Here is a 25,934-nt window from a genome sequence, read left to right on the forward strand (position 1 = left end):
TTTGTTGCGTAACATTTAATGATAAGTTAACAATTCACTTCTCAGTCAGTACTCAAGGAATGATGATGACAGATGCATTCATAGAATCAGCAGAAAATACACATATTCAAATTGGCATAAGTGCTTGTGTATTAGGAGAAAAAGTCCGTTTTGATAGCGGTCACAAGATCAGTAAGTTCGTAACAAAAGAGCTCGCTCCTTTCTTCGACTTTATCCCAGTTTGTCCCGAGGTAGGGATGGGAATGAGCGTTCCTCGCCCGACCATTCGCCTTGTCAGCAACCAAGAGCGTATTGCGCTGGTAGAAACCAAGGACGATACAAAAGATTATACCGATGAGATGCTCGCTTATTCAAACAACAAGGTAGAGGAGCTTAAAGGACAAGAACTGTGCGGCTATATCGTGTGTGCTAAGTCTCCTACCTGCGGTATGGAGCGTGTTAAAGTGTATTCAAAAGGAGGCGCCTCTAAAGAAGGTATTGGTATGTACACTGATATTTTAATGAGGGAGATGCCTTGGTTACCAGTAGAGGAAGATGGGCGTCTCAACGATCCTGTACTCAAAGAAAACTTTATTTCAAGAATTTTTAGTTTGAGAGACTTCTACGACTGTATGGGCGACCAACCCACTTCGGGTAAAATTGTTGCTTTTCACTCTCGCTACAAGCTAACCCTCATGGCCCATCACCCCAATTCTTATAAAGAGCTAGGCCAGTTGGTGGCGCGCGTCGCTGAATATGACTCTGAAGAATTTTATCAGCTCTATCGTTTAAAATTTATGGAGGCGTTGACCAATCGCGCTAGCCGTAAAAACAACTCCAATGTGTTGATGCACATTCAGGGTTATTTCAAAAAATGGTTATCTTCTCAAGAGAAACAAGAACTACGAAAGGTGATTGACGAGTATCGCGAAGGCCTACTGCCACTGCTGAGCCCGTTAACCTTGATCAAGCACTACTTATCGTTATACCCAGATGAATATTTGCAAAACCAAAAATTCCTAGACCCACACCCTCAGGAACTTCGCTTACGTTATAGCTTGTAATGGGAGGGATTTATGAGAGGTTTGATTTGGTTTCGTAGAGATCTACGCACACTGGATAACACCGCATTAATTGAAGCTATTCGAGCGGTTAGCGACTCTCAGAACAATGAACAGGGCCTTTTGGCCCTGTTTATTGTGACGCCGGCGCAGTGGAAAGAGCATTGCTTATCCCCGATGCAGGCAGATTTGATACGCCAGCGTTTATTGACCTTAACGACCGAGCTTAAAGCGTTAAATATCTCTCTAGCAGTAGAGACGGTGGACAGCTTTAGGGATTGCCCTTCTCTAATCACAGAGCTGTGCCAGCGTTTTGATATTGAGCGGGTGTTCGCTAACGCTGAATATGAGTTGAATGAAACCTCTCGCGATGCGCTTGTAGAAGAGGCGTTAGCTGAACATGATATACCGTTTACTTTATGCTCTGACAAATGTGTATTTATGCCGGGTTCGCTACTTAACAAGCAAGGAAGCTATTTCAAAGTATTTACTCCGTTTAAAAAAACGTGGTTGCAGAATTTTTCAGTAGAACAAAGTGTGGTGTACAAGCCTAATTTACTGGATTTCAATGCGTTATATGATCCCGAATTCGAGTATAACGGTATATTGGACTACCCCACGGTGGATAGTGTGCAGTGGCACGACAACACCAAGGACGTAATCACAGAGTTAAGACGCTTTGCGATTGAACGAGCTCCTGATTATCAACAGGACCGAGACTTCCCTGCACTGGATGGTACAAGCCAACTTTCTCCCTATCTTGCCATTGGGATGCTGTCAGTAAGACAGTGCATTGCACGATTATTGAACGGTCGTCATCCCGAGCAATTAAACGAAGGTGAGCAAACTTGGCTTAGCGAGTTGATATGGAGAGAGTTCTACCAACATCTGATTTATTTTGAACCTAAGCTGTGCAAGGGCAGGGCGTTTGTCCCTTGGAGTGAGAATATCTGCTGGCAAGGCGAGAACGCACATTTAGAAAAGTGGCAAAAAGGTGAAACAGGCTATCCCATTGTGGACGCGGCGATGAAGCAACTTAATCAAACGGGCTGGATGCACAATCGACTTCGTATGGTTGTCGCAAGCTTTCTTACCAAAGACTTATTGCTCGATTGGCATGATGGTGAAGCCTATTTCATGAGTAAATTGGTGGATGGAGACTTTGCTGCGAATAATGGAGGTTGGCAATGGTCTGCGTCAACGGGATGTGATGCTCAGCCGTATTTTCGTATTTTCAATCCTATCGCTCAGGGACAGAGATTTGATCCTGATGGCAGCTTTGTAAAGCAGTGGCTACCTGAGTTGCAAACTGTGCCTACAAAATATGTTCATTCTCCTTGGTTGTGGGCTGATTTCCCTAGTTTGGACTATCCTGATCCTATAGTTGAGCATAAACAGCAAAGAGAACAAGCTTTGCAGATGTACAAGGATGCTAAGGCCAGTGGTAGTTAGATATGTCGTTCACTTTGCGTTACTAATGTTGTTCTGTTTGACAGGAGCACAAGCTGCGACGTTTAAGTTACCGGAGGATGGGAGCCACGTAGTTGGTAAGTTACAACGTCACCAAGTGGAGAAGGGGGAAACCTTTGCTCGCTTAGCCAACGACTATGATGTGGGCCTGCTTAGTCTGATTGCCGCCAATCGGGGCGTTGATCCTTTCCTTCCAGAAGAGGGAGAGGTGCTGACTATCCCTAATCGCTTTATCTTGCCAACCGCAAAACGCGAAGGCATTGTCATTAATCTTGCTGAACTCCGTCTTTATTATTACGACCCTGATGGAGTACATGTGCATGTATTTCCTGTGGGCATTGGTCGTATTGGTAGAGAGACGCCACAAATGGTGACTTCTATTAGTGCGATGATCGAAGGTCCTACTTGGACGCCTCCTCAGTCTATAAGAATGGCTTATGAAGAAGAAGGCATAGAACTTCCTGAGAAAGTACCTGCTGGGCCCGATAACCCTTTGGGTGAATATGCGATGCGCCTTAGCTATGGTTCTGGACAGTATTTAATCCATGGCACTAACAAAGACTTCGGTATTGGTTTGAGGGTCAGTAGCGGCTGTATTCGTATGGAACCTTCAGATATAGAGTGGTTGTTTGGTCAAGTTAAGCGAAGAACTCGCGTGGAGATTGTTAATCAGCCTATCAAGATGGCTGTAGAACCAGATCACAGTGTATTTGTCGAATCTCATGAGCCTTTAACAGCCCGTAATGGCAGCAAGCAGTCTTTTGATTGGCCGCTCGAGCTTCAGGTATGGTTAGATAGCTATCAAGAAGCCTATTCAAGAGTTAATGGCGTTATTCAAATTCAAACCGGAATGCCCACTATGGTGCACGATGGTTCTTTCGAATAATGATGTTATTTTTAGTTTTGGGTTTAGTTGGAATAGTTTCCGCAATAAAAAAGCCAGCAATCAAGCTGGCTTTATAAATTTAGTGTGTAGTGAGACTACTTAGTGTAAGACTGAGCGATATTGTCTAGGCGTTCGTTTGCACGAGCAGCTTCGTCTTGAGCAGCCATTGCGGCTTCTTTCGCTTCCATTGCAGATTGGTCATGCATTGCTGCGTCTTTTTCATGAGCGGCTTTAAGCGCTGCCACATCTTGTTCAAGCTGAGATACTCTAGCGTCTTGGTCTGCCATTTTTGCAGTGGTTTCTTCATCTGGACCTGAAGCACAACCGGCCAATAATAAAACCGAGCTAACCCCTGCTACGAGTAAAAATTTATTATTCATACGAACTCCCTGATTTCTTTTTTAGTAAAGCCATAATTACCTATGACTTTGTTAGTGTAGACGTTGAACAAAATATGTTCGAATAATTTATAAAAATTAGGTAATTATCTTCAAAAGGCGAATTAATAGTCTTGCGATAGAGAGATATTTTTGTGATCTAAGTCGCCAAGTAAGGTATTATTAGCCGGATTTTTATATAGCATGCTTTCTCTATTACTAACCTAGGGCAGGTGAGAAGCATACTAACCCAGTTTAGGAGAGTACTTTGAAGTTTAGAGAATTAGGTTTAGACAATCGTTTAATGAAGAATTTGGATCACTACTCATTTAAGAGTGCGACCGAAATTCAGCAGCAGGCCATCCCTGTTGCCTTGGCAGGCAAAGACCTGTTGGCATCGTCTAAGACCGGTTCTGGTAAAACATTAGCGTTTGTTTTGCCAATGCTACACAAGGCTCTAAAAAGCAAAGCATTCTCAGCAAAAGATCCACGCGGTGTTATCTTAGCGCCAACACGTGAATTGGCGCGACAAGTGTACGGCGAGTTGCGCACTATGCTAGGCGGTCTATCGTATACCGCTACGCTTATTGTTGGCGGTGAAAACTTCAATGATCAAGTAAAAGCACTACGTAAATACCCTCGTTTCATCGTTGCTACTCCAGGGCGTCTTGCAGATCACCTTGAACATCGTTCTCTATTTCTCGATGGATTAGATACTTTAGTATTGGATGAAGCGGACAGAATGCTAGATCTCGGTTTCGCGCCAGAGCTGCGCAAAATTCACAACCTTGCTAAGCACCGTCGTCGTCAGACCCTGATGTTCTCGGCTACGTTAGATCATGCTGAAGTGCATGATATGGCAATGGAAATGTTAGATAACCCAAAACGTATCTCCATTGATAGCGCAAATGCTCATCACACGGACATCGATCAGAAATTTTACCTTTGTGATCACCTTGATCATAAAGAAGCGATTCTTCATCGCATTATTGAAGAAGCCGATTACAACCAGATAATGATCTTTACTGCAACGCGTTCAGATACAGAGCGTTTAACGGCAGAGCTCAATAAGAATAACCTTAAAGCGGTAGCGCTAAGTGGCGGATTAACTCAGACTCAGCGTAATACGATTATGAGCCAGTTTGAACGTACGGTTTATAAAATATTGGTAACTACCGATATTGCATCACGTGGCATCGATATCGCTAATGTGTCGCACGTTATTAACTTTGATATGCCAAAACATACTGAAGAATACGTGCACCGTGTGGGTCGTACTGGACGTGCCGGTAACAAAGGTATTGCTCACTCTCTTGTAGGTCCTAAAGACTGGGACAGCTTTAAGCGTGTAGAAAGCTTCCTTCAGCAAGATCTTTCTTTCGATGTACTTGAAGGCTTAAAAGGCAAGTTCAAAGGGTTAAAACCCAAGAAGCCAGCCTTTAAAGGCAAGGGTGGTAAGCCTGTTAAGAAAGCAACAGCGCAAAAGAAAGTGGCGAAGAAGTCAGTTAAGCGCGATAAAACGTTCCATACCAATGTGGCAGTGGGAGACGCAGTCTTTATTCCTAAGAAGAAAACCCCGCCTAAAGTCGATAGTGACGATTAATTCAGCATAATTATTGAAAAGCGAAGCCATAGAGCTTCGCTTTTTTTATGGCTTGGATTTCATAAATAGGGCGCTAAATATCAAAGTGTAGGGTTGCTGAAAAAACTGTACGGTAAATTTTCGCAAATTTGTATTTAATTGTGACAGTTTCATGACGCGTAACTGATGGCTATTCGCCCAATATCTTTACTGATCTTCGTTCTTTTTGAAGAGTCGCCCTTTCAATTTTATAAATTTAAAGCTGTGAATCTCACTAGGTATTAAGTGGTTTTTCACGGTTAACTTGTTGGTATTTAAGACTTTATATTGTCAGATGTAGGTCAGGGCGTCTCTGCTTTTAGTTAGCTGACTCAAATTTAAAACTCCGCTCATGTCTCCATTTTGTGTATCTAAGTCATTGCATATGTACCTTGTGAACTCGCGATAATTGTCATTTACCTTTCAAGGTTCTGAAACATAAGTGTCATAAAAGACGCTTAAAGTGTCCCTCGTCGATTAAACAAACCCACGACAACATGAATGTCGTGAAATTGATTTCCATTAAGGACAAACAGATGAAAAAGACAGTTATCGGTGCAGTAGCACTTCTAGGCGCACTATCTATGAACACTGCAACAGCAAAAGAAACTATTTCTGTTGTTGGCTCTAACAGTGCTGCTCCACTGGTTGAAGTTTTTGCTGAAACCTACATGAACAAGGGTGAACCAGTATTTATCGAAATCCAAGCGCCAGGCTCCTCTGCAGGCGTTCGTGCTGCTAAAGATGGTTCTGCTGATTTGGGTATCTCTTCTCGTGACCTGAAAGATGAAGAAAAATCTGATGAGTTGAAAGAATTGGTTATCGCTCGTGACGGTATCGCAGTTGTAGTTAACCCTAACAACTCGGTTCAAGCACTTACTGCTGACCAAATCTCTGCAATCTACAAAGGCGAAATCACTAACTGGAACCAAGTTGGTGGTGATGACAAGCCTATCGTAGCTATCACTCGTGACACAGCTTCTGGTACTCGTGGTGCATTTGAAGACATCCTGAGCCTTAAGATGGAAGTATCTGGTATGAGCGTATCAGCGATTTCTCAACGCGCTCAAGTAGCAAATGGTAACGGTGCTCTTAAAGTATCTGTAGCAAACAACCCATACGCTATCGGTTACATCTCTCTAGGTACTGTTGATGAGACTGTTCAACCTCTAGCTATCGATGGCGCTGCTGCAACTGTAGCAAACGTACAAAACGGTTCTTACAAAGTTGCACGTCCATTCCTAGTACTTTACAAAGATGGCGCTCCAACAGCTGAAACTCAACAATTCCTAGACTGGATGGTTGGCGACGAAGCTCAAGGTATCGCAGCTAAGAAAGGTTACATCACTGTAAACTAATTCGAACGACTTTAATATTTGCTCAGCCTGTGAAGGCTGAGCTTTTCCACGCACCCCGCTAAGTGAATTGGGTTTAGTGCGTATTAGATTTTACCATCGCAATTAATAGTGAATTTTTCTATGAAAAATCAGAATGTTCAGACTTCTGCTATCGCTGGCGCTCCTTCAATAAGAGAAGATCGCGGCGTAGATTGGAGAGAACGAATCTTCCATGGCTTGTTCTTATCCAGTGCCATTATCGGTATCGTTTCACTTGCCATCATTGCCTACTTTATCTTTAAAGAAAGTATCCCTGCATTTCAGCAAGCAGGTGTTTCTGGCATCGTTTTAGGCCAGAACTGGTTGCCACCTGCACTTTATGGTGTTGCAACAATGATTGTTGCCTCGTTGGTGTCAACGCTAGGCGCAGTTTTGTTTGGTGTGCCAGTTGGCGTACTAACGGCTATCTTTATTGCTGAGATTGCACCAAAGCGAGTAGCAGACCTTATTCGTCCTGCCATCGAGCTGTTGGCGGGTATCCCATCTGTTGTTTATGGCTTCTTTGGTCTAGTTATCATCGTTCCGCTTATCCAAGACATCTTCAATGTTCCAGCAGGTAACACTATTCTTGCGGGTATCATTGTTTTGGGCGTAATGATTCTTCCAACAGTAATTACTGTATCTGAAACGTCTATTCGCGCTGTGCCTCGCACTTACAAAGAAGGCTCTCTTGCGCTAGGCGCTTCAAAGATATACACCATCTTCAAGCTTCTCGTACCAGCGGCTCGCTCAGGCATTATGACAGGTGTCATTCTGGGTATTGGTCGTGCTCTTGGTGAGACAATGGCAATCATCATGGTTATGGGTAACGCACCTGCAATGCCGGAAGGCCTGCTAGATGCAGCACGTACTCTAACGGCGAACATTGCTATCGAAATGTCTTATGCAAGTGGTGTTCACGCTAATGCGCTTTATGCAACTGGTGTGGTACTTCTGGTCTTCATCATGATGTTAAACGGTGCGCTTTTGTACCTTAACCGTCAAAAAGCGAGATAAGAATAATGGATACAGTAAAACTAAAACAAGCTCGCCAGCGCAAAGACAACATGCTTAAAACGTTTGTATGGTTGTCTGCTGGTCTAACTGTAGGCTTCTTGTTCTGGGTTATCTGGTACATCCTGTCCAATGGACTGCAGTTTGTTAACTGGGACTTCGTGACTGGCGATTATTCTCGTACAGGTGACTCTCAGGGTATTTTCCCAATGATCGTTTCTACGATCTATATGGTTATTGCTTCAATTGCTGTAGCAGCACCATTGGGTATCATGACGGCTATCTACCTCACTGAATATGCAAAAGTGGGTAGTAAGTTCGTTAAAGTGATTCGTTTTTGTACTGAATCACTGGCGGGTATCCCGTCAATTATCTTTGGTCTATTTGGTATGACCTTCTTTGTTACCATTTTGGGATTGGGTTTCTCAATTCTATCTGGTGCACTAACGCTAAGTATTCTGATTTTGCCGGTAATTATCCGTGCTACTGAAGAAGCATTGATGGCTGTGCCACAAACTTACCGTGAAGGTTCTTATGCATTAGGTTCGTCAAAAATCTACACCATTTGGCGCTTGATTTTGCCAAGTGCTACACCAGGTATTTTGACGTCTGTTATCTTGAGTATTGGTCGTGTTATCGGTGAATCAGCACCGGTATTCTTGACCGCTGGTATGGTTGCACGTATTCCTGAGTCACTATTCGATTCAGGCCGTACGCTGACCGTTCACCTATACAAGTTAACAACTGAGCTATTTACTATCGACGAGTGGAACCAAGCATACGGTACAGCGACTGTACTTATCGTAGTGGTACTACTGATCAACATGTTAACCAAGCTAATCGCTAGCCGCTTCAACAAAGCTACTTACTAATTGTTGCTAGATAGACTGAAAAGAATTTAAGAGATACTGAAAATGAACAAATTTACTATCGAAAACCTAGATCTGTACTACGGCGACAATAAAGCGCTAAAAAGCATTAACCTACCAATTCCGTTGCGCCAAGTAACGGCTCTGATTGGTCCATCAGGCTGTGGTAAGTCGACACTATTACGTTGTCTAAACCGTATGAACGACTTGATTGAAGGTGTGAAAATCACCGGTCTTGTTGAGATGGATGGCCAAGATATCTACGGTAACATTGATGTAGCAGACCTTCGTATTAAAGTGGGTATGGTATTCCAAAAGCCAAACCCATTCCCAATGAGCATCTACGAGAACGTTGCTTACGGTCTTCGCGCTCAAGGTATTAAAGATAAGAAACACATCGATATGGTGGTGGAAAAGTCACTGCGTGGCGCAGCGCTTTGGGATGAAGTAAAAGATCGCCTAAAATCACACGCATTTGGCTTATCTGGTGGTCAGCAACAACGTCTGTGTATTGCTCGTACCATTGCAATGGAACCAGATGTCATCCTTATGGATGAGCCAACATCTGCACTTGACCCAATCGCAACTCATAAAATCGAAGAACTAATGGAAGATCTTAAGAAAGATTACACCATTGTTATCGTAACGCACTCGATGCAACAAGCACGTCGTATCTCTGACCGCACCGCTTTCTTCTTAATGGGCGAATTGGTTGAGCACGACGAAACACAAGTAATCTTCAGTAACCCACGTGATGATCGCACACAGGGTTATGTAAACGGTGACTTCGGTTAACAGCACTGTTTAGAAACGGAATTAACTATAATAATAAGCGATGGAACTTTGCCCCTCTTTGTTAGAGGGGCTTTTTTACGTTGTATAGGTTCCATTGTTGGATTGACCTGAGAATCTCAGCTGAGTACACTCAGGTCAGGTTAGATATGAGGTAATTAATATGAGTGATTTCGAGAAAGAGCTAGAGGCTATGGCGCAACAAGCCGAGGATCAGCCAGAAGAGAAGCTTCCTTCGATTGAAGAACAAAAACAGGTTGTAGCAGAGCTGAAAAAACTAGAAGAAGCGGGAGAGCTGACACCAGAAGTGCTAGAGAAGCATTTTGGTAAGTTTTATGCGAAGTCGGACACGCCAATTCATTAACATAGTCCAATATTTTGAAAACCGAGCTCAATTAGCTCGGTTTTTTTGTGCGCTAAATCATGAAAATCCACCCTGAATGGTCGCAAAACAGGCACAACGCTGTTTTGAACTTCAATAAAGTTTGATGTGGATCAAGTTGTAACAAAGTGTTTCAAATTATGTTCTGAAGGTCTGCAAAGGAATGTAAGGACGAAATATGATGCATAAATATGCTTGTGGCCACGTAGTTACACGCTCAAAGGAATTTGCTAATGCGACTTTGGCAATCTTACAGCACGCTTTCCCAAGGATTGAATTCACATCCAGTACTCATCTATCAGAATGCTATTGCGCCCATCAAGGTGGCGGTAAACGATGCTTGTATCTTATTGATATAAAAACCGTTTCCAACCCAATCAGAGAAGGTATCAATCCTGTTCATGAAACTAGTGATTGGGTTGCCTTGAATGTTGATGAAGTGGGTTATGATTGCGCAACCTGGATTCTTGGTGGTTTTGCTGGCGTTATCATGAAAAAGTACTGTCTAGAGCAGTTAGTAAGCGCTGTGGTTATGATAGAACAAGGGGAGTTGTGGTATAGCCGTAGAGATTTAAGTCGTCTTGCCAAGGCCTACGTTGCCGATGAGTTTGACCCTCATGCTGCAGCTGATGACTTTGCTGAGAGCCATGCTTTGACCCCAAAAGAAAAGCGAGTTTGTGTTATGATGCTTAAAGGGTTGAATAACCCTCAGATCGCGGAATCAGCAAACGTCAGTGTCAACACAGTCAAAACTCATGCCTCGAATATCTTAAGAAAAATCAATGTGCATTCCCGAGCAGAATTAATTGCGATAGCGGTCAAGCAAACCACAAATTCACCCCAAAATCGTCCTGTTTTTGAATCCTAATTGGTCTTGTTAGGTGAAGAGAAAAAAACGCTCCCACGCTAAGCTAAATCTGCAACGTAATCGTATGTTGTTGTTTTTAATCGAGGGATTGAATATGAAAAAGTTAGTGTTGGCGAGTGTAGTAGGGGCATTGATGTTAGGGTCTCCGGCGATGGCAAATACATTTAATCTACAGAAGCACGGTGGGGGTAACTGGAAAGACTGTAGTGATCCTAAGGATGATGCTTGCTCAGTCGAAGCAACCTTGGAGTTAACAGGCGAAGTGGATTGTGTTTGTGCGATAGGTCTCACCAGTAACATGGTTGATGTATTTGAGTCCGGATATGCGAGTTTTAACGGCAAAGTAATCGGCTCGATCGAAGGGGGCTGTAATACTCCTAAAGGTATTGACGTTACGTTAGCTTCTGATAACGGCGGTATGATGAATGCTGATACCAATACGGTTTATCCATATACCGTCTATTTGGGGACTGCGATGACTTATACAACCGCAGGTGTAGCAAACCAGTCAGCGACTCAATCCAGTGTCTCGGCAACAGCATTTGCTAGCGCAACTGATGTGAAGATTGATATGACATTAAGCGGAGTACCTGAGTACGGCTCTTACAGTGATACTTTAACAGTGACCATTGCTGGCATTATGTAGTTGCTTGTTGGGGAATTGATAAAAGAAGCTAATCGTAATCAGTGGCAAAAAGTGCGGAGGCGTAAGCGAATCCGCACTTTTCTTAAAGGATAATATTATGAATGGAATCAGGTGGTTAGTATTTATTCTTACTATGTTATTAAGCTCAATGTGCATGGCTTATCAGGTTAATCCCATGTTTCAACTGATGGAGGTGGTTGGGTCTCAATCTCAATCCAGTTACCAAATCTCCAATGATTCACCCACGGCGGTTTTACTTGAAATTCGAGCTTACAAGGTCGAATTTGATGCGGATTCACAAGAAGCGTTGACACCAGCAGATGAAGACTTCTTAATTTTACCGCCACAAATGCGTATTGAAGCGGGCGGAAATCAACGTTTTCGAATCCGATATTTGGGAAGCAATCAAATTAACCAAACCGCTGTCTATCGAGTTATTTTTGAACAGATTAAAACAACCGAAATAGAAACAGAAACGTCCCAAGTCAAGTTTATGTTTAATTTTTCAACAATTGCCTTCGTCTCTCCGACTGAGTGTGAACCCATTCTCAAGTCGTCACTGAAAGACGACACCCTAGAAGTAATGAACACTGGAAATTGTGTACTGGATCTTAATAAGGCTCGTTTTGAGTTGTCGAACGCTTACAGTAAGACGCACCTAAAATGGCCACAATTTCAAGCAGTAGACACATCTGAGTATTTATTACCAGGCCGTCCTAAGTTGGTCAAGATACCTGAGAAATATCAAGAATTCGATAGTGTGGAATCTACGCTAAACAAATAAGGGTGTTCATGGATGAATAGCCAGTGGATATGGATATTCACACTAGTATTACCGGCAATGGTATTTGCACAATCATGGGTTTTTCCTTTACCTATCTACCGTAGTGATATTTTGCTTGGTGAACTGAATGTGTATTCTGATGGTACGCACTTTGAAGGCGTCGTTGCTTTGGAACTTATTCCTGTTATCGAGCGGATGGTGACCGATTCAGTATTAGAGCGATTAGAGGACTACGGGAAGACACAAATCACCAATACAGAGCTTGCTCCATTAGGACTGGAAATTGTCTTCGATCCCTATGACTTAAGCCTCGATCTTGAGATCTTAGCTGACTCTAGTCAAGAGTTTGATCTTAGCTACGGTGATGAGTATTCCCTGCCTATATACAGTCAAGCAGGGACCTTATCGTGGCACAACATCTTAAACCTATCTGATTATGTTGATATAGATAGTGGTGAGACAGTCAATTATTGGCTTGCTGAATGGGTGTCGCGGGGAAACCTATTTGGTCCAAATGGACTTAATTTTGATTTTACTGGTTACGCCTCTGATTATCAGGGTGATAATACCACTGAAGAAATTGAGTTGTATCGAGGTGATGCCTCAATTTTTATAGACCGCTCTGAATACCCCTTTCGGTTCACAGCTGGTGATATACAGAGTTTATCTATCGGTCATCAACCCTCATTGACGTTGGGTGGTGTTGCATTTGAGCGGCTATATGGATCACTGCAACCAACTCGAAACATTCAAAACGGTGGCACACAAAGCGTCCAGCTATCAGAAAGCGCACGGGTCATAGTCTATATCAATGATTCATATATTGATGAAATTCGATTGCCCCCCGGACGCTATCAACTCGATAACCTGCCGTTGTCTAACGGGGACAATGATATTCGTTTAGAGATTAATTATCAGTCTGGCCGAAGGGAAACTCTTAATTATAGTCAGTTCTACAATATGCGCTTATTAAAAGCAGGGCTGAGCGATTTTGGTTTGTATGCTGGGGTAGATTCTGACGTGCAAGAGCGCGTTTATCATTACGACACTGAGCAATATATGCTGCAAGGTTACTATGAGTATGGTTTTACGGGCGATCTGACTATGGGGCTCAATGGCACTTATCACCCCCTTGGACAAATAGTAGGGCTCACGGCCATTGGTAGCACACAGCTAGGCAATATAGGCGGTAGATTGAGCGCGTTAAACTATGATGACCAAGGCAATATAGGGGGGATAGTGAGCGTTGATTATTCCACAACGGTATGGGGAAATTTGGACTTTAGCAGCCCAAATTTAAGAGCATCAGTCGAAGCGTACACTGATTACCGCTCATTACCGTGGGAAACAGAGGCCGACCTATATACAGGAACACAAGTCTTGCTCGCGTATACGTATCGAATCAGTCCCGAATTGTATGGGGACACAGGTGTTAGCTGGATGATGATAGAGGATCCTGAAGAGATCGAGTATACAGGAAATATCAGCCTCACATGGCGTCCTGATATTCGAGAGTATGGATACGGCTCAATTGAATTTACTGCAGAAGCTGAGTATACCGATAATTCGTTAGAAGCAGAGCAAGAGATGGAATACAGCCTTTATATTAGTTGGGAGTGGTATTCGGATGATGGTAATTATGATGCTTTTATTAACTATGACTCTGGCGCTGAGCGGTTACGTGCTGGATTTTCTAGAGATACGGAATATACGCCATATAGCTTTGGTTATGATTTAGAGACTGATCTTTATTTGGACTATCAAAATTACCTTGCTCGCGGAACCTATATTGGTAACCGTATCTCTGGAGAGATAGAAGCGCAACATGCACAGTACTCAGACACGGAGTTTAATTCGCAACAGGCGTCCGCTAGGCTGAGTACAGCGCTACTTCTGGTAGATACGGATGTCTCTTGGAGTAGAAGTTATTCTGGACCTGCCGTACTTGTTAAGGTCCACGAAACATTGGATGATCCTGTACTAATCAATAGTTACCAAGGTGAATCTCCTGAGTCGATCGCCACAAGCAGTTTAAGTAACACTGCGCCTCTATATACCCCCCATTCTAGAGGAAGTATCGATATTGCTGTACCGGATGCTCCTATGGGATATGACTATGGCAACAGTATCCATCAAGTTACTCCTGGTGCTTATACCGGTCATATTGTTCAAGTCGGATCTGATGCGACTAAAACAGTGATTGGAACCTTGTTTAAACCCACAGGACAGCCTTTGATATTAAGAAATGGTGTTATTACTGGCGAAGGGTTGAGAAAGGTAATTTTCACTAATCGAGGTGGACGCTTTGCTTTAGATGGCGTCAAGAGTGGCCGTTATTTGCTGGAAATCACTGGTGAGCCAGCATACGTTGTGGAATTGGTGATTGAAAAGACTGAGAGTAACCTAATCTACTTGGACCCTATTACTTTGTTGAACAAAGGAAATAAACTATGATTCGTGCAGTCCTGCTTTTGTGCTTACTCACATTAAATGTCAATGCTCAAGAATGTAAAGGGCATTGGAATATGAAAGTGGACACCTCTAGAGTTGAGTTTGATCAGCAAAAAGCTCGTATTCCTCTGGTTTTCAATGTTGATGCGTTCTATCGCAATTGCGGTGCAACGTCTGTTTTCTTGCAAACCTATAGTGGCCAACAGTTAGTTATCAGAAATGGGGCATTAGAACTGAGAGGAACCGTTACCAATGAGTATGGAAGTACTGTTGGAATTGAGTTAAATCAGGGGATTTTATTGCCTGTAGACAGCCGTAGTAATACGACGACTTACTGGATTGAATTTAAAAACTCTCAGCATGCCTATCCAGGCACATATTTAGCTAAAGTAAACGCGGAGTTATACGAAGTGGCAGGGAGTCGCTCAAAAACTGAAACGATCCGCCTGAAAGTCCCCGCTTATCTCGTTATGAAGTTTATACACCCATTGAGTCAACACGCCACTATGGACTTTGGACACTTAAAAACAGGTCAGACAAAGTCCAAGGAGATGCGCTTTGTGAGTAATACAACGATAGAAGTAGAATTTGATTCTAAGTATGGTGCCTTGCGCCACACAGAGTATCCTGAGAAGTTAATTGAATACGAGGTTCTTTTCTCTGGCAATCTTATCGATGTTGACAACGGAAAAGTTACGATTCCAAAAACCAAAGAAAATGGCACAACCAAACGCTTAACAGTAAAAATTGTTGATGATTTAAAAGGTGCCTATGCCGGGTTTTATTCCGATACTATTACTATTACCGCAAAAGTTCAGCCTTAATACGATGGCAAAATACTTCGCTTTGGGTCACTTCGTTACAACAAGAGTTGAGTTTAACTGGCTGAACAAAAATTGGTATATTTCGCTTTGCAATATAAAACTCTTTTTATATCGATCAATCGTATATAGAGGTAATTAATAAGGAGTTAATGAATTTCAACAACTTACAATGCCTCTTTCCCCAGCACATTCGGTTCCTCTTTTGTCCACGTTGATTTACATCAATTTACTCCTACCTTTAAAAGGCATTTAAAAGAATTTTGGATTTAATGTTCAGGTCGGAGTGGGATTTCAAACTCACCAAACAAATGTTCCTTAGGCTTAAATCTGAAACGAAGTGGAATAGTTAACGGAGGAACTATGCCTTTTCCCTATGCCAGTGGGTTCGTAGTGACACGCTCGGATGAATTTGCAGCCGCCTCTATTGCCATCCTCAAACAGCATTTTTCCTCAGCTCGATTTTCTGCCTGCCCTTGTGTACGTGACTGTTTTCAAACCGAAAAAAGAAAAGGTCTTAGAAGTATCTATCTCATCGATACGCAAACAGTCAGCAACCCGGTTAGAAATGGCATTAATCCTGTGCATGAAGATGGAGACTGGATAGCGGTAAATGTAGAAGAACAAGGTTTCCAATTAGGAGATTGGATACTGACGGGGTTTTCTGGCGTGATTACGAAAAAGCGCTGTTTGGAACAACTGGCATCAGCAGTAGAGGCCGTTGGCAATGGAGAGCTTTGGTATAGTCGCCAGGACCTGAGCAGATTGGCCAAGGCTTATCTGTCCGATGAATTTGATCCTCATGTAGCGGCAGATGATTTTGCTCTCGTACATTCTCTAACTCCACGAGAAAAGCACATTTGTTTAATGATATTGAAAGGGCTTAATAATCCGCAGATTGCAGAGTCAGTTAACGTGAGCATCAACACAGTGAAAACTCATGCACTAAGCGTCATGAGAAAAGTCAATGTCCATTCCAGAGCCGAGTTGATAGCTCTTGCCGTTCAGCAAACTACGACCTCACCCAAAAATCACCCTATGAATGGAGCATAAATCACTAGATCGGGTGACGTGTAAAACAGACAGCAACACTATGCTTTCCTCGCAACGTGGTTAAAAAGAAAAACTTAGCGAGGGATTGATGATGAAAAAGTTAATGTTGGCTAGCTCTATTGGAGGGGCTGTAGCATCGTTTGGGTTGATAGCGGCTATGGGGACTGCTGGGGTATTGTACAGCCCTACGTCATTTGCGGGTGGTTGTGGCGATAATGATGACACTAAGTGTGATTCAAGCAGTTTAAGAGTGGAAGTTGAAGGTACTTTGCCGTGTATTTGTCGTTTTTATGTGAAAGGTAGGGGCATGAGAGGAAGAGATGTCGACCTTGGAAAATTCAGTTTGTTTGACTTAGCGAGAACAGATTTTAGTCCTGATGGATATAACGGTAACGATCTCAGCGTAGATGGCATTGGTAAAAATATAAGCTTCTATTGTAATGCAGACTCTGTGAAATATTCTCTGAAGTCGACAAATGGCGGTCTAGAGCATGATACTGATCCAAGTCAAGTGATCCTTTATAGTGTGGGGTTAACCAACTTTATGGGTGGAGCGATGGTGAGCTCTGCTAGCCTAGATGGTGCCGAGAAAACGTTGAATAACGCACAGAATTACAGCTTTGTAGATAGCAAACTTAAATTCCATGTAGACAAAGCGCAGCTTAGTGGAAAGAAAGCTGGTAAATATAGTGATACCTTGACTCTAGAGGTGACCGGCGTTGTTTTATAAAGGTTTAGGGTTCCTTTCAAAAATGTGAGCGGTCTAGGTTGACTTGGTTAGACTCTGCGGGTGGTTTGTGTTTGCAAACCACTTTTTGATCAATGGAGATGATGATGAAACAGACAGTCACTGGCCTTTGTTTATTGCTTATTGCTCATTGTGTATGGGCTATCCAACTCTCCCCGATGTTTCATCTACTTGATGCTGCGGGCGCAGGCTCAATGAATAGCTATCAGGTTTTCAATCCTAGTGACACAGATGTTTTTATAGATATAAGCATTACCAAAATTAACGGTTCAGAACAACTCCCTTCAGACGATGACTTCCTCATTTTACCTCCTCAAGGAAGAATACCCCCCAATTCTGCACAGAGATTCAGGATTCGTTACTTAGGGGATATGCCGACGCAAACTACTTTGTATCGTGTGACCTTTGAGCAAGTTAACCCGGTCGAACTATCAGATGACCAATCATCATCCGTCGCACTACTGTTTAAGTTTTCTACCTCTGTGATGGTTTCACCTCTTGATTGTAACTCAAACATCAACGTTGATGTTGAATCAAAAAGCGTCAAATTTCTAAACACGGGCAACTGTGTTTTCGATATGTCAGAAACACAGTTTGAATTATCTGGTGAAGCTGGCAGTGAAGTGATTGGTTGGGAAGACTTTCAGTCGGGTGCTGGTGGTTACTTGATGCCTGGACGCAATGTTTTTCTAAAACTCCCAGATAGCTTGGCTAAGTATAAGGAGGTGAGAGTCATAGGCCAGTAGCACAGTGATGAAACAAATTTTCTTGCTGCTTTTTTCTATTATGACTTGGCCCATTCTTGCGAGCCAGGATTGGGTGTTTCCGATGCCAGCTTATCTTTATGGGTTGTATCTTGGTGATATCAATGTTTTCACAGATGGTGAGCAGTTCTATGGCGTACCAGCAAATGAGCTTAAAGGCATACTAGTCCCATATTTGACCGAAGATGCCCTAGAGAGCCTCTCAGAACTTGGTAGTAACAAGTTAGATCGAAATGAATTAGCTAAGCTAGATATTGAGGTAGAAATGGATATCAGAAGGCTTGTTCTAAACGTCGAACCGGGTTCTAAAGCGCTAGTAGAACAGCACTTTGCGATGTCTGGTGATTATTCTCCACCCAAGTATACCCAACATGCTTTTTTTGCTTGGCACAACAACTTTAATTTTACCTACAGCCACAATCTAAGCGCAGGTTTCGACTTAGATGCCTTTTGGCTAGGAGAGTGGTTGATTGGGGCTAATATGGGTGGCGGGAACGGACTAAATCTAGAATCTTCCTTGTACGTACTTGGCAATGAATCGAGTTTCGACAGTGACACTACTGCATATCGAGGAGATACATTTTTCTTCGTTGACCGAGCTTCTATTCCTTTGAGAGTATCAGCGGGTGACCTGAATACTAATATTGCTGGGCACTTGCCCTCGTTGAGTTTAGGCGGACTTGGTATCGAGCGTTTGTGGTCAGAGTTACAGCCAAATCGCACCATTCAGAATGGCGGTTCACAAACGGTAAACCTGAGAGAAAGTGCTGATATCGCAATATTTGTCAATGATATATATATTCGGCAGATTAGGTTACCACCAGGCAAGTATCAGATCGACGATCTTCCTCTCTCTCAAGGAGCCAACGATATTCGGTTGGTAATTCGCTACCAATCGGGTGAAAGAGACGTATTAAATTACAGCCAGTTTTATAACGGTCGTCTATTAAGAGAAGGGCTTAGTGACTTTGCTCTATACATGGGTGTTGCTTCAAACATTATTGACCGAGAGTATGTGTACGATGAAGAGCAATATGTTGTGCATGGCTATTATGAGTATGGCTTAACCTCACTGCTAACTCTTGGCCTTAACGGAGCGTACCACCCTTTGGGTAGTATTTCTGGTGCTGTAGTTAACTTTGGTACCCCGTTAGGTAACTTTGGTACCCGTTTTAGTGGTTTGCTGTACGATGATAGCGATGATATTGGCTATATCTCAAGCTTGGATTACGAACATCAAATCTGGGGCTCTTTTGCGTCTCCAAACCTTAGGATCGCTTTAGAGAGGTATGAGAGCTATCGAGCCATACCTTGGGCCGACGGGCAGGCATTGAATGATGGTACCTCTGCTCGGGCTGACTACACATTCTACTTTAACGCTGACTGGGACCTGAATCTTTCTGCAAATTGGTTAGATTTACAGAGTAATCCATTTGATCAATATTCTGCTTCGGCCCAACTTAGCTGGCGTGGAGAGGATATCACCATTAATGTTGGTAGCAATTATTTTCGGGATGGGACGAATGAAGACGATGATCTGACCGTCTTTGCAAACTTTAGTTGGACCTGGTTCTCTGAGCAAGGTGGTTATGTCGTCGACATTTCTTCGTTGTACGCACATGAGGTGAGTGAGGATATCGCTTTTGATGAAACTCGATTGCGACTAGAAAAAAGCTCAGACGACAGGCCCGGTGATTTTGAGTACGAATTAGAGGCTATTTATTCATTCGAGCAATCTGATCGTTATCGCGCAAGAGCTGGTTACACTGCTAATCGTTTTGCAACGGAGCTGGAGTATAATTATGTTGATTTTGATGGTTTAAGTAGCCAAAGGATCACCTCAAGAAGTAGTACCGCCCTCTCTTTTATTGGTGGTGATGTAGCTTGGGGTAGAAGCTATTTTGGGCCCGCAGCCATAGTGAAAGTACACGATAGCTTGGATGTGCCTGTGAATATTAATACTCAAGAAGAACGACCGGATCATGTTGCAACCCGCTCACTGAATGCCTTAGTAGGATTAAATAGCTCTCATTCTGAGAGTTTGCTAATAGTTGATATTCCAGAAGCACCAATAGGATATGATTATGGTTCGGGATATAACACCATTGTCGCTGGCAGTTATACAGGCCATATTATTACAGTAGGTTCGAATGCCTCCAAGACCGTGATTGGTAGGTTGATTGATGAGAACGGTGATTATATTGCACTGCGCAACGGTGTAATTATCCTTGCGTCAGGTGAGGAAAGGTTGTTCTTCACTAATAGTGGAGGCCGGTTTGCGTTGGAGCGGATGGTAAGTGGAACTTTTACTGTTGAGCTCAGAGGGAATCCACACCTATTCGGGGAGGTAACCATAGCAGATAATGATGACAACTTAGTTTATCTCGAGCCCGTCGTTGTGTCGGTAAAGGATGAATAGTATGGGCAGATTACTCCTACTCTTGCTACTAGTTGCCTCTAGTAGCCTACAGGCAGACATTTGTGTTCCTAGATGGGCTGTGGTTGTCGATAACAATAGTGCTCGCTATGACGGCGATCGAGTTCGTATTCCAATAATTCTCCAAACATTGGGTGCGGATGCGCTATGTGGAGCTTCTGGTATCAGTATTAGCGTACAAAACAATGCACGGATTTTCGTTAAGAGCAATAAAGGCGAGCTTGAGGGATTTATTACTTCGGAAAGTGGCAGTCTATCGGTAAATGTTAAGTCCAGAGAAATTACTGTCTTGTTTAATAGAGCGCTAAGGCAGGTGACACTATGGCTGAACTTTACTGCTTTAGATACCGCACCGGCGGGTAATTACTCTAACTATATTGATTTTTCTTTGCTTGGTCGCCGAAGTTCATCTCCAGTGCGAAAGCAAGTGCGGTTAAATATCCCTGAATTTGTGAGTTTAAGCTTACAGGGGTACGAGGGGCGTAACCCTGTATTGAAGCTTGGAGACCTAGAAACAGGCCAAACTCACCAGTTTAACTTGCAGTTAGAGACCAATGCGGCCGTTGAAATTTCTGTGGATTCAAAAAACGGTAAGCTCAAGCACAACAAAGGAATGAGTACGATTCACTATCAGGTATTTTTGGATAATAAGTTGGTGAAATTTGGTGAGAAATGGCAGGTTGATTTTTCTCAAAGGCAGAGAGTTCGGCAAACGCAAAACTTAAGATTAAAAATAGGTGACACCTCTCGTTCAGCGGCGGGCGATTATTCCGATACGCTTATTATTCACGCCACAGCCCGGCCATAAAAAAAATCCCTTGATACTATCAAGGGATTTTCAACTCTATAAACCTAAAAGTAATTACGCCTCAGGGATATCCGCACCCACTTCTTGATGTAGACGGCGACATGCGCGGCCATCATCGTGGAATAGGTGACAACGTTTAGGGTCGATACCGATAGCGTATTTATCGCCTGGTTCTACTTCTAGTGTGTCTGGCTGACGGAAGTTGATGTCAGTGTCAGCGCTTTCTACAGATAGGTAAACTTGAGTTTCTTGACCTAGTTTTTCAACGATGGTCACTTCACCTTCGATAGTTGCTTCAGAAGAATCTGACATTAGCAGATGCTCAGGGCGGATACCAAGAGACATACGGTCGCCAACGTTAACCGTTGTTCCGTCTACTGGAATATTGAATGCGGTCTTGTTTTCTAGCTCTACTTTAACGTGCTCTGCGGATGCTTCAATCGCGTGTACGCTGATAAAGTTCATCTTTGGTGAGCCGATGAAACCTGCTACAAAGCGGTTTTGCGGGTAGTGGTATAGATCTAGAGGCTTACCTACCTGAGATACGTAACCACCGTCAAGAACCACAATCTTGTCAGCCATAGTCATTGCTTCAACCTGATCGTGTGTTACGTAGATCATGGTACAGCCAAGTTGGCGCTGAAGTTTGGTGATTTCGCTACGCATTTGTACGCGAAGTGCAGCATCAAGGTTAGATAGAGGCTCATCAAGTAAGAATACTTGAGGCTGAGATACTAGTGTACGACCGATAGCAACACGCTGACGCTGACCACCAGAAAGCGCCTTTGGTTGGCGATCTAGTAGGTGAGTGAGCTGAAGAATGTCTGCTGCGTGCTTAACGCGCTTTTCAGTTTCAGCTTTGTCTGCTTTGGCCAGCTTCATCCCAAATGACATGTTGTCATATAGGTTAAGGTGAGGATAAAGAGCGTATGACTGGAATACCATGCCTACGCCGCGCTTTGACGGTTCAATGTCATTCATGCGCTGCTCACCAATGTAAAGATCACCTGAAGTGATGTCCTCTAGACCCGCAATACAGCGTAGAAGGGTAGATTTACCACAACCTGATGGCCCTACGAATACTACAAATTCGCCTTCTTTAATGTCTAGATCGACGTTCTTAGAGATTTTTACGTCACCATAGGATTTACAAACATTTTTTAACGTGACACTAGTCATTTGAGTTGATCCTCAATTTTAATTTTTACAACTTAGCGCTCATTTATGGTTATCGATTATTCCATGAGCACTAAAAATAGGAAACAGAAGTAATTTTGCAAAATTTTCTATTAGAGAAAAGGAAAGAAAAAAGGTGGCGAACACAAAACTCTAATACCAGAAGCTCCCCCCAGAGCTCTTAGACATCAGACTATTTTGGTAACACCACCTGCCCATTTCGAAATTCCGCTAATATCCCCCGTACTTTGGGTGTGTTCCCCGTTATGAATTTCATCACGCACATCACCAAAGTAACTACTAGCTTATCCTGAAATGCAAATCTAACAAATCTCGTTAGAAAAGGGTTCTTACCATCCATATCTCGGATGTTGTTAGTTTGTGCAATTTTATACCTGGCTACATCCTCCTGATGAGAATTTTTGTAGGGGGAGTAGCGGGGGAGGAGGGGGAGGGGTGGAGTAGAAAGGCAATCGGATCAATATCACTTTTATCGCCCTCTTTCTGGTGACCCAAATCACAGGAAATGACGTTCTGTGATTTGGGTCACTCATGATGAGCGAGCGAGATCACGAAAATGCGCTAGTTTGTATAGGGCGTAGTACTCAGGATGATGATGAGTGAAGGGGACTAGCGGATGATAGATGATGAAATTTGGCTCTCAGGAATAATAGTTGATAGCCCTACGTCAATAATAAAAAAGGATTAAACTCATGAAAAAAGCCCTAAGCACAGTGGCACTTGGCACGCTTGTTGCTCTTGGTTCGTTTGGTGCACATGCAGCAATCGAAGAAGGTCAACTTACTATCTGGATCAATGGTGATAAAGGTTACAACGGTCTTGCTGAAGTAGGTAAACGCTTTGAAGAAGACACAGGCATTAAAGTAACTGTTGCTCACCCAGATGGCTTAGAGTCTCGTTTCCCACAAGTAGCTGCTACAGGTGACGGTCCAGACATCATCTTCTGGGCACACGACCGTTTTGGTGGTTACGCTGAAGCAGGTCTTCTTGCAGAGATCAAACCTTCAAAAGAAATTAAAGAAGGCATCGTAGACTTCGCATGGGACGCAGTAAGCTTTGAAGGCAAGACTATTGGTTACCCAGTAGCTATCGAAGCACTAGCGCTTATCTATAACAAAGACATCGTTCCTAACCCACCAAAAACTTGGGAAGAGATCGAAGCGCTTGACGCTAAGCTTGCTAAAGAAGGCAAGAAAGCAATCATGTGGAACCTAAAAGAACCGTACTTCACATGGCCTCTAATGGCTGCTGATGGTGGTTACGCGTTCAAATACACTGGCAACGGCTACGATGTTAAAGATGTAGGTATTGACACTAAAGGCGTACAAAGTGCGATGAACTTCATCAAGTCACTAGTAGATAAGAAAGTTATCTCTGCTGACATGGACTACTCTATCGCTGACGCATCTTTTGCTAAAGGCGAAGTAGCGATGACGATCAACGGTCCTTGGTCTTGGGGCGGTTACGACAACAAAGTTGATTACGGTGTAACTACTATCCCAACATACAACGGTCAAGCTTCTAAGCCATTCGTTGGTGTTCTAACAGCGGGTATCAGCACTGCTTCACCAAACAAAGATCTAGCAGTTGAGTTCCTAGAGAGCTACCTACTGACTAACGAAGGTCTACGTTCAGTAAACGACGACAAGCCACTAGGCGCAGTTGCACTTAAATCTTTCCAAGAAGAGCTAGCATCTGATCCTCGTATTGCTGCAACAATGGCAAGTGCTGAAAATGGCGAAATCATGCCTAACATCCCTCAGATGAACACTTACTGGGGCTCAGCGAAAAACGTTATCGTTAACGTAGTTGACGGTCGTCAAGACGTTGATTCAGCTCTAGCTGACGCTAAGAAGCAAATGCTTAAGTAACACCCTTTTAGGAGGGGGCAACCCCTCCTTACTTTTTTGTATTTTATTTATTCGCTAGTAGGTTCTTTTTATGCAGACAGTTCAATCTTCTGGTTCTGTTGAGACGCCTTCCGTTGCCAACAATACGAAGTCAGTATTGAAATGGGCAACTCTTGGCTTAGTCGGAATTGTAAACGGTTATGCAACCGTTCTAATGTATGCTCGTGGAGAAACGGCATTTGCCCTTCTTACACTGATTTTAACTGCGTTAGCGCTATACATCTTTGGTAGCAAGAAAACCTACGCACACCGTTATATTTACCCAGGTGTTGCGGGGATGATTCTGTTCATTCTTTTCCCGCTGGCCTATACCGTAAACTTAGCATTTACGAACTACAGTGCAAAAAACCAACTTACATTGGAACGAGCTCAATCAGTATTGGAAAATCGCACTTTCCAAAGTGGTGATAGCTATCCGTTCAAATTAATTAAAACTGCTGGTGGTCATATCATCAGTATCACAGACGGTGATCTAACCTTAGCAACGCGTGAATTTACTCTAACTAAAGACGTTGAAGGTAAAGATCTAGAACTGACCGCAGTCGATGAAAATTCTATTGTTGGCGACGTTGAAGCAATCCGAGCTATTATCGCTGCTCGCCCAACGCTGAGTAAGATAGATCTTATTAAGCCTGATGGCGATGCCGTACGCATGAGTGGTTTGCGTAAGTTTGCAGGCGTTGAACAGTTGTTTGAGCTGCAAGACGATGGCAAAACCATGCTTAACAATGAGACTGGTGAAACGTACATGCCAAACATGGATGTGGGTTTCTATCAACCGGTTGATGCAAACGGCGAGTTTGTGGGTAACACTGTCTCACCTGGCTTTGTGGTTGGAATTGGTACTCATAACTTTGAACGAGTATGGAAAGACGACGGTATTAAAGAACCGTTTATCTCCATCTTTATTTGGACCGTTGTTTTCGCTGTCCTAACCGTTGTTTTCACTCTGGTTATCGGCTTGGTACTAGCAAGTGTTGTTCAGTGGGAAGAGTTGAAAGGTCGTGGGCTATATCGTGTTCTTTTGATACTCCCATATGCGGTACCCGCGTTCATCTCAATCTTGATCTTTAAGGGTCTATTTAACCAAAGCTTTGGTGAAATAAACTTAGTGCTCAACCAAATCTTCGGCATCTCACCTAACTGGTTCTCAGACCCGTTCTTGGCGAAGAGCATGGTAATGATAGTTAACACCTGGTTGGGCTTCCCTTACATGATGATCCTATGTATGGGTCTACTTAAGGCGATTCCAGACGATCTATACGAAGCATCAGCAATTGACGGAGCAGGTCCATTTAAGAACTTCTTCCACATTACTGTGCCGCTAATGATTAAACCAATGACACCGCTACTCATCGCGAGCTTTGCGTTTAACTTCAACAACTTTGTAATGATTCAGCTATTGACCAACGGTGGTCCAAACATGATTGGCACTTCTGAGCCAGCAGGTTATACGGATCTACTAGTAAGCTACACCTACCGCATCGCGTTTGAAGGTAGTGGCGGTCAAGACTTCGGTCTAGCAAGTGCAATTGCAACACTTATCTTCCTACTGGTAGGTGGTATGGCACTACTAAACCTTCGTTTCACTAAGCTGTCTCAAGATTAAGGAGCAATACA

The 25,934-nt window shown here is 43.1% G+C and carries 23 protein-coding genes; 21 read left to right on the forward strand and 2 right to left on the reverse strand.

Annotated features, from left to right (window positions below):
* The first annotated feature begins 65 nt into the window (after positions 1 to 65).
* The 3 genes from OCU46_RS18510 to OCU46_RS18520 are packed head-to-tail and all read left to right on the forward strand — an operon-like array spanning position 66 to position 3,396.
* Positions 66 to 1,043: a YbgA family protein gene (locus OCU46_RS18510; RefSeq protein WP_141271257.1), complete on the forward strand. Its 978-nt coding sequence runs from the start codon at positions 66 to 68 to the stop codon at positions 1,041 to 1,043.
* A 12-nt stretch (positions 1,044 to 1,055) separates the two neighbouring features.
* Positions 1,056 to 2,492, forward strand: coding sequence for a deoxyribodipyrimidine photo-lyase (gene phrB / locus OCU46_RS18515; RefSeq protein WP_141271256.1), 1,437 nt, complete (start codon positions 1,056 to 1,058; stop codon positions 2,490 to 2,492).
* Positions 2,493 to 2,517: 25 nt separating this feature from the next.
* Entirely contained in the window at positions 2,518 to 3,396 is an 879-nt protein-coding gene (locus OCU46_RS18520) for a L,D-transpeptidase family protein (RefSeq protein ID WP_141271288.1), read from the forward strand.
* 95 nt (positions 3,397 to 3,491) lie between these two features.
* Here OCU46_RS18520 and OCU46_RS18525 read toward each other — a convergent pair whose 3' ends face one another.
* Positions 3,492 to 3,776 (reverse strand): Lpp/OprI family alanine-zipper lipoprotein, encoded by a 285-nt coding sequence (locus OCU46_RS18525; RefSeq protein WP_017028657.1) that lies wholly within the window; start codon positions 3,774 to 3,776, stop codon positions 3,492 to 3,494.
* A 265-nt stretch (positions 3,777 to 4,041) separates the two neighbouring features.
* On the opposite strand from OCU46_RS18525, the gene OCU46_RS18530 reads away from it, so the two are divergent.
* The 16 genes from OCU46_RS18530 to OCU46_RS18605 all read left to right on the forward strand — a co-directional run bounded on the left by OCU46_RS18530 (position 4,042) and on the right by OCU46_RS18605 (position 21,207).
* A complete protein-coding gene (locus OCU46_RS18530) occupies positions 4,042 to 5,376 on the forward strand; it encodes a DEAD/DEAH box helicase (protein WP_141271255.1) in 1,335 nt (444 codons plus the stop codon).
* 554 nt (positions 5,377 to 5,930) lie between these two features.
* Positions 5,931 to 6,752 carry a phosphate ABC transporter substrate-binding protein gene (locus OCU46_RS18535; RefSeq protein WP_141271254.1) on the forward strand — a complete coding sequence of 274 codons (822 nt, stop codon included), beginning with the start codon at positions 5,931 to 5,933 and terminating at the stop codon, positions 6,750 to 6,752.
* Positions 6,753 to 6,872: 120 nt separating this feature from the next.
* Positions 6,873 to 7,787 (forward strand): phosphate ABC transporter permease subunit PstC, encoded by a 915-nt coding sequence (gene pstC / locus OCU46_RS18540; RefSeq protein ID WP_141271253.1) that lies wholly within the window; start codon positions 6,873 to 6,875, stop codon positions 7,785 to 7,787.
* 5 nt (positions 7,788 to 7,792) lie between these two features.
* Complete coding sequence (gene pstA / locus OCU46_RS18545) at positions 7,793 to 8,656, forward strand: phosphate ABC transporter permease PstA (protein ID WP_208733536.1); 864 nt, start codon at positions 7,793 to 7,795, stop codon at positions 8,654 to 8,656.
* 42 nt (positions 8,657 to 8,698) lie between these two features.
* Positions 8,699 to 9,448, forward strand: coding sequence for a phosphate ABC transporter ATP-binding protein PstB (gene pstB / locus OCU46_RS18550; protein WP_102490256.1), 750 nt, complete (start codon positions 8,699 to 8,701; stop codon positions 9,446 to 9,448).
* A gap of 160 nt (positions 9,449 to 9,608) precedes the next feature.
* Entirely contained in the window at positions 9,609 to 9,809 is a 201-nt protein-coding gene (locus tag OCU46_RS18555; protein WP_141271252.1) for a restriction endonuclease subunit S, read from the forward strand.
* A gap of 196 nt (positions 9,810 to 10,005) precedes the next feature.
* Positions 10,006 to 10,695, forward strand: coding sequence for a helix-turn-helix transcriptional regulator (locus tag OCU46_RS18560; protein WP_141271251.1), 690 nt, complete (start codon positions 10,006 to 10,008; stop codon positions 10,693 to 10,695).
* A gap of 94 nt (positions 10,696 to 10,789) precedes the next feature.
* On the forward strand, positions 10,790 to 11,341 hold the full coding sequence (locus OCU46_RS18565) for a hypothetical protein (protein ID WP_141271250.1): 552 nt from the start codon (positions 10,790 to 10,792) through the stop codon (positions 11,339 to 11,341).
* Positions 11,342 to 11,438: 97 nt separating this feature from the next.
* On the forward strand, positions 11,439 to 12,125 hold the full coding sequence (locus OCU46_RS18570; RefSeq protein WP_141271249.1) for a fimbria/pilus periplasmic chaperone: 687 nt from the start codon (positions 11,439 to 11,441) through the stop codon (positions 12,123 to 12,125).
* A 12-nt stretch (positions 12,126 to 12,137) separates the two neighbouring features.
* The gene (locus tag OCU46_RS18575) at positions 12,138 to 14,579 is read left to right on the forward strand and encodes a fimbria/pilus outer membrane usher protein (protein WP_141271248.1); all 2,442 of its coding nucleotides are present in this window, start codon (positions 12,138 to 12,140) and stop codon (positions 14,577 to 14,579) included.
* Positions 14,576 to 15,400 (forward strand): hypothetical protein, encoded by an 825-nt coding sequence (locus OCU46_RS18580; RefSeq protein WP_141271247.1) that lies wholly within the window; start codon positions 14,576 to 14,578, stop codon positions 15,398 to 15,400. Before OCU46_RS18575 ends, OCU46_RS18580 begins: the two co-directional genes overlap by 4 nt.
* A gap of 360 nt (positions 15,401 to 15,760) precedes the next feature.
* Entirely contained in the window at positions 15,761 to 16,450 is a 690-nt protein-coding gene (locus OCU46_RS18585; RefSeq protein WP_141271246.1) for a LuxR family transcriptional regulator, read from the forward strand.
* Between the two features lie 91 nt (positions 16,451 to 16,541).
* Positions 16,542 to 17,180 (forward strand): hypothetical protein, encoded by a 639-nt coding sequence (locus tag OCU46_RS18590; protein WP_141271245.1) that lies wholly within the window; start codon positions 16,542 to 16,544, stop codon positions 17,178 to 17,180.
* A 104-nt stretch (positions 17,181 to 17,284) separates the two neighbouring features.
* Positions 17,285 to 17,944, forward strand: coding sequence for a fimbrial biogenesis chaperone (locus OCU46_RS18595; RefSeq protein ID WP_167495370.1), 660 nt, complete (start codon positions 17,285 to 17,287; stop codon positions 17,942 to 17,944).
* Positions 17,945 to 18,026: 82 nt separating this feature from the next.
* Positions 18,027 to 20,381, forward strand: coding sequence for a fimbria/pilus outer membrane usher protein (locus tag OCU46_RS18600; protein ID WP_167495369.1), 2,355 nt, complete (start codon positions 18,027 to 18,029; stop codon positions 20,379 to 20,381).
* A 1-nt stretch (position 20,382) separates the two neighbouring features.
* Complete coding sequence (locus OCU46_RS18605; RefSeq protein ID WP_167495368.1) at positions 20,383 to 21,207, forward strand: spore coat protein U domain-containing protein; 825 nt, start codon at positions 20,383 to 20,385, stop codon at positions 21,205 to 21,207.
* Positions 21,208 to 21,261: 54 nt separating this feature from the next.
* Here OCU46_RS18605 and malK read toward each other — a convergent pair whose 3' ends face one another.
* The gene (gene malK, locus OCU46_RS18610) at positions 21,262 to 22,386 is read right to left on the reverse strand and encodes a maltose/maltodextrin ABC transporter ATP-binding protein MalK (protein ID WP_141271241.1); all 1,125 of its coding nucleotides are present in this window, start codon (positions 22,384 to 22,386) and stop codon (positions 21,262 to 21,264) included.
* 710 nt (positions 22,387 to 23,096) lie between these two features.
* Between malK and malE the strand changes: the two genes are divergently transcribed.
* Together malE and malF are read left to right on the forward strand one after the other, a co-directional pair.
* Positions 23,097 to 24,275: a maltose/maltodextrin ABC transporter substrate-binding protein MalE gene (gene malE, locus OCU46_RS18615; protein WP_141271240.1), complete on the forward strand. Its 1,179-nt coding sequence runs from the start codon at positions 23,097 to 23,099 to the stop codon at positions 24,273 to 24,275.
* 70 nt (positions 24,276 to 24,345) lie between these two features.
* Positions 24,346 to 25,923, forward strand: a complete 1,578-nt coding sequence (malF, locus tag OCU46_RS18620; protein WP_141271239.1) for a maltose ABC transporter permease MalF — start codon at positions 24,346 to 24,348, stop codon at positions 25,921 to 25,923.
* Positions 25,924 to 25,934: the final 11 nt, after the last annotated feature.

The organism is Vibrio comitans (genome assembly GCA_024346835.1).
GTDB classification, from domain to species: Bacteria; Pseudomonadota; Gammaproteobacteria; order Enterobacterales; family Vibrionaceae; genus Vibrio; species Vibrio comitans.

Coding starts and splice junctions, on each gene's coding strand:
- malF (WP_141271239.1), top strand. CDS start 24,346: ATGCAGACAGTTCAATCTTCTGGTTCTGTTGAGACGCCTTCCGTTGCC.
- phrB (WP_141271256.1), top strand. CDS start 1,056: ATGAGAGGTTTGATTTGGTTTCGTAGAGATCTACGCACACTGGATAAC.
- OCU46_RS18535 (WP_141271254.1), top strand. CDS start 5,931: ATGAAAAAGACAGTTATCGGTGCAGTAGCACTTCTAGGCGCACTATCT.
- malE (WP_141271240.1), top strand. CDS start 23,097: ATGAAAAAAGCCCTAAGCACAGTGGCACTTGGCACGCTTGTTGCTCTT.
- OCU46_RS18570 (WP_141271249.1), top strand. CDS start 11,439: ATGAATGGAATCAGGTGGTTAGTATTTATTCTTACTATGTTATTAAGC.
- pstC (WP_141271253.1), top strand. CDS start 6,873: ATGAAAAATCAGAATGTTCAGACTTCTGCTATCGCTGGCGCTCCTTCA.
- malK (WP_141271241.1), bottom strand. CDS start 22,386: ATGACTAGTGTCACGTTAAAAAATGTTTGTAAATCCTATGGTGACGTA.
- OCU46_RS18575 (WP_141271248.1), top strand. CDS start 12,138: ATGAATAGCCAGTGGATATGGATATTCACACTAGTATTACCGGCAATG.
- OCU46_RS18510 (WP_141271257.1), top strand. CDS start 66: ATGACAGATGCATTCATAGAATCAGCAGAAAATACACATATTCAAATT.
- pstA (WP_208733536.1), top strand. CDS start 7,793: ATGGATACAGTAAAACTAAAACAAGCTCGCCAGCGCAAAGACAACATG.
- OCU46_RS18585 (WP_141271246.1), top strand. CDS start 15,761: ATGCCTTTTCCCTATGCCAGTGGGTTCGTAGTGACACGCTCGGATGAA.
- OCU46_RS18520 (WP_141271288.1), top strand. CDS start 2,518: ATGTTGTTCTGTTTGACAGGAGCACAAGCTGCGACGTTTAAGTTACCG.
- OCU46_RS18580 (WP_141271247.1), top strand. CDS start 14,576: ATGATTCGTGCAGTCCTGCTTTTGTGCTTACTCACATTAAATGTCAAT.
- OCU46_RS18605 (WP_167495368.1), top strand. CDS start 20,383: ATGGGCAGATTACTCCTACTCTTGCTACTAGTTGCCTCTAGTAGCCTA.
- OCU46_RS18590 (WP_141271245.1), top strand. CDS start 16,542: ATGAAAAAGTTAATGTTGGCTAGCTCTATTGGAGGGGCTGTAGCATCG.
- OCU46_RS18600 (WP_167495369.1), top strand. CDS start 18,027: ATGCCAGCTTATCTTTATGGGTTGTATCTTGGTGATATCAATGTTTTC.
- OCU46_RS18560 (WP_141271251.1), top strand. CDS start 10,006: ATGATGCATAAATATGCTTGTGGCCACGTAGTTACACGCTCAAAGGAA.
- OCU46_RS18565 (WP_141271250.1), top strand. CDS start 10,790: ATGAAAAAGTTAGTGTTGGCGAGTGTAGTAGGGGCATTGATGTTAGGG.
- OCU46_RS18595 (WP_167495370.1), top strand. CDS start 17,285: ATGAAACAGACAGTCACTGGCCTTTGTTTATTGCTTATTGCTCATTGT.
- OCU46_RS18555 (WP_141271252.1), top strand. CDS start 9,609: ATGAGTGATTTCGAGAAAGAGCTAGAGGCTATGGCGCAACAAGCCGAG.
- pstB (WP_102490256.1), top strand. CDS start 8,699: ATGAACAAATTTACTATCGAAAACCTAGATCTGTACTACGGCGACAAT.
- OCU46_RS18525 (WP_017028657.1), bottom strand. CDS start 3,776: ATGAATAATAAATTTTTACTCGTAGCAGGGGTTAGCTCGGTTTTATTA.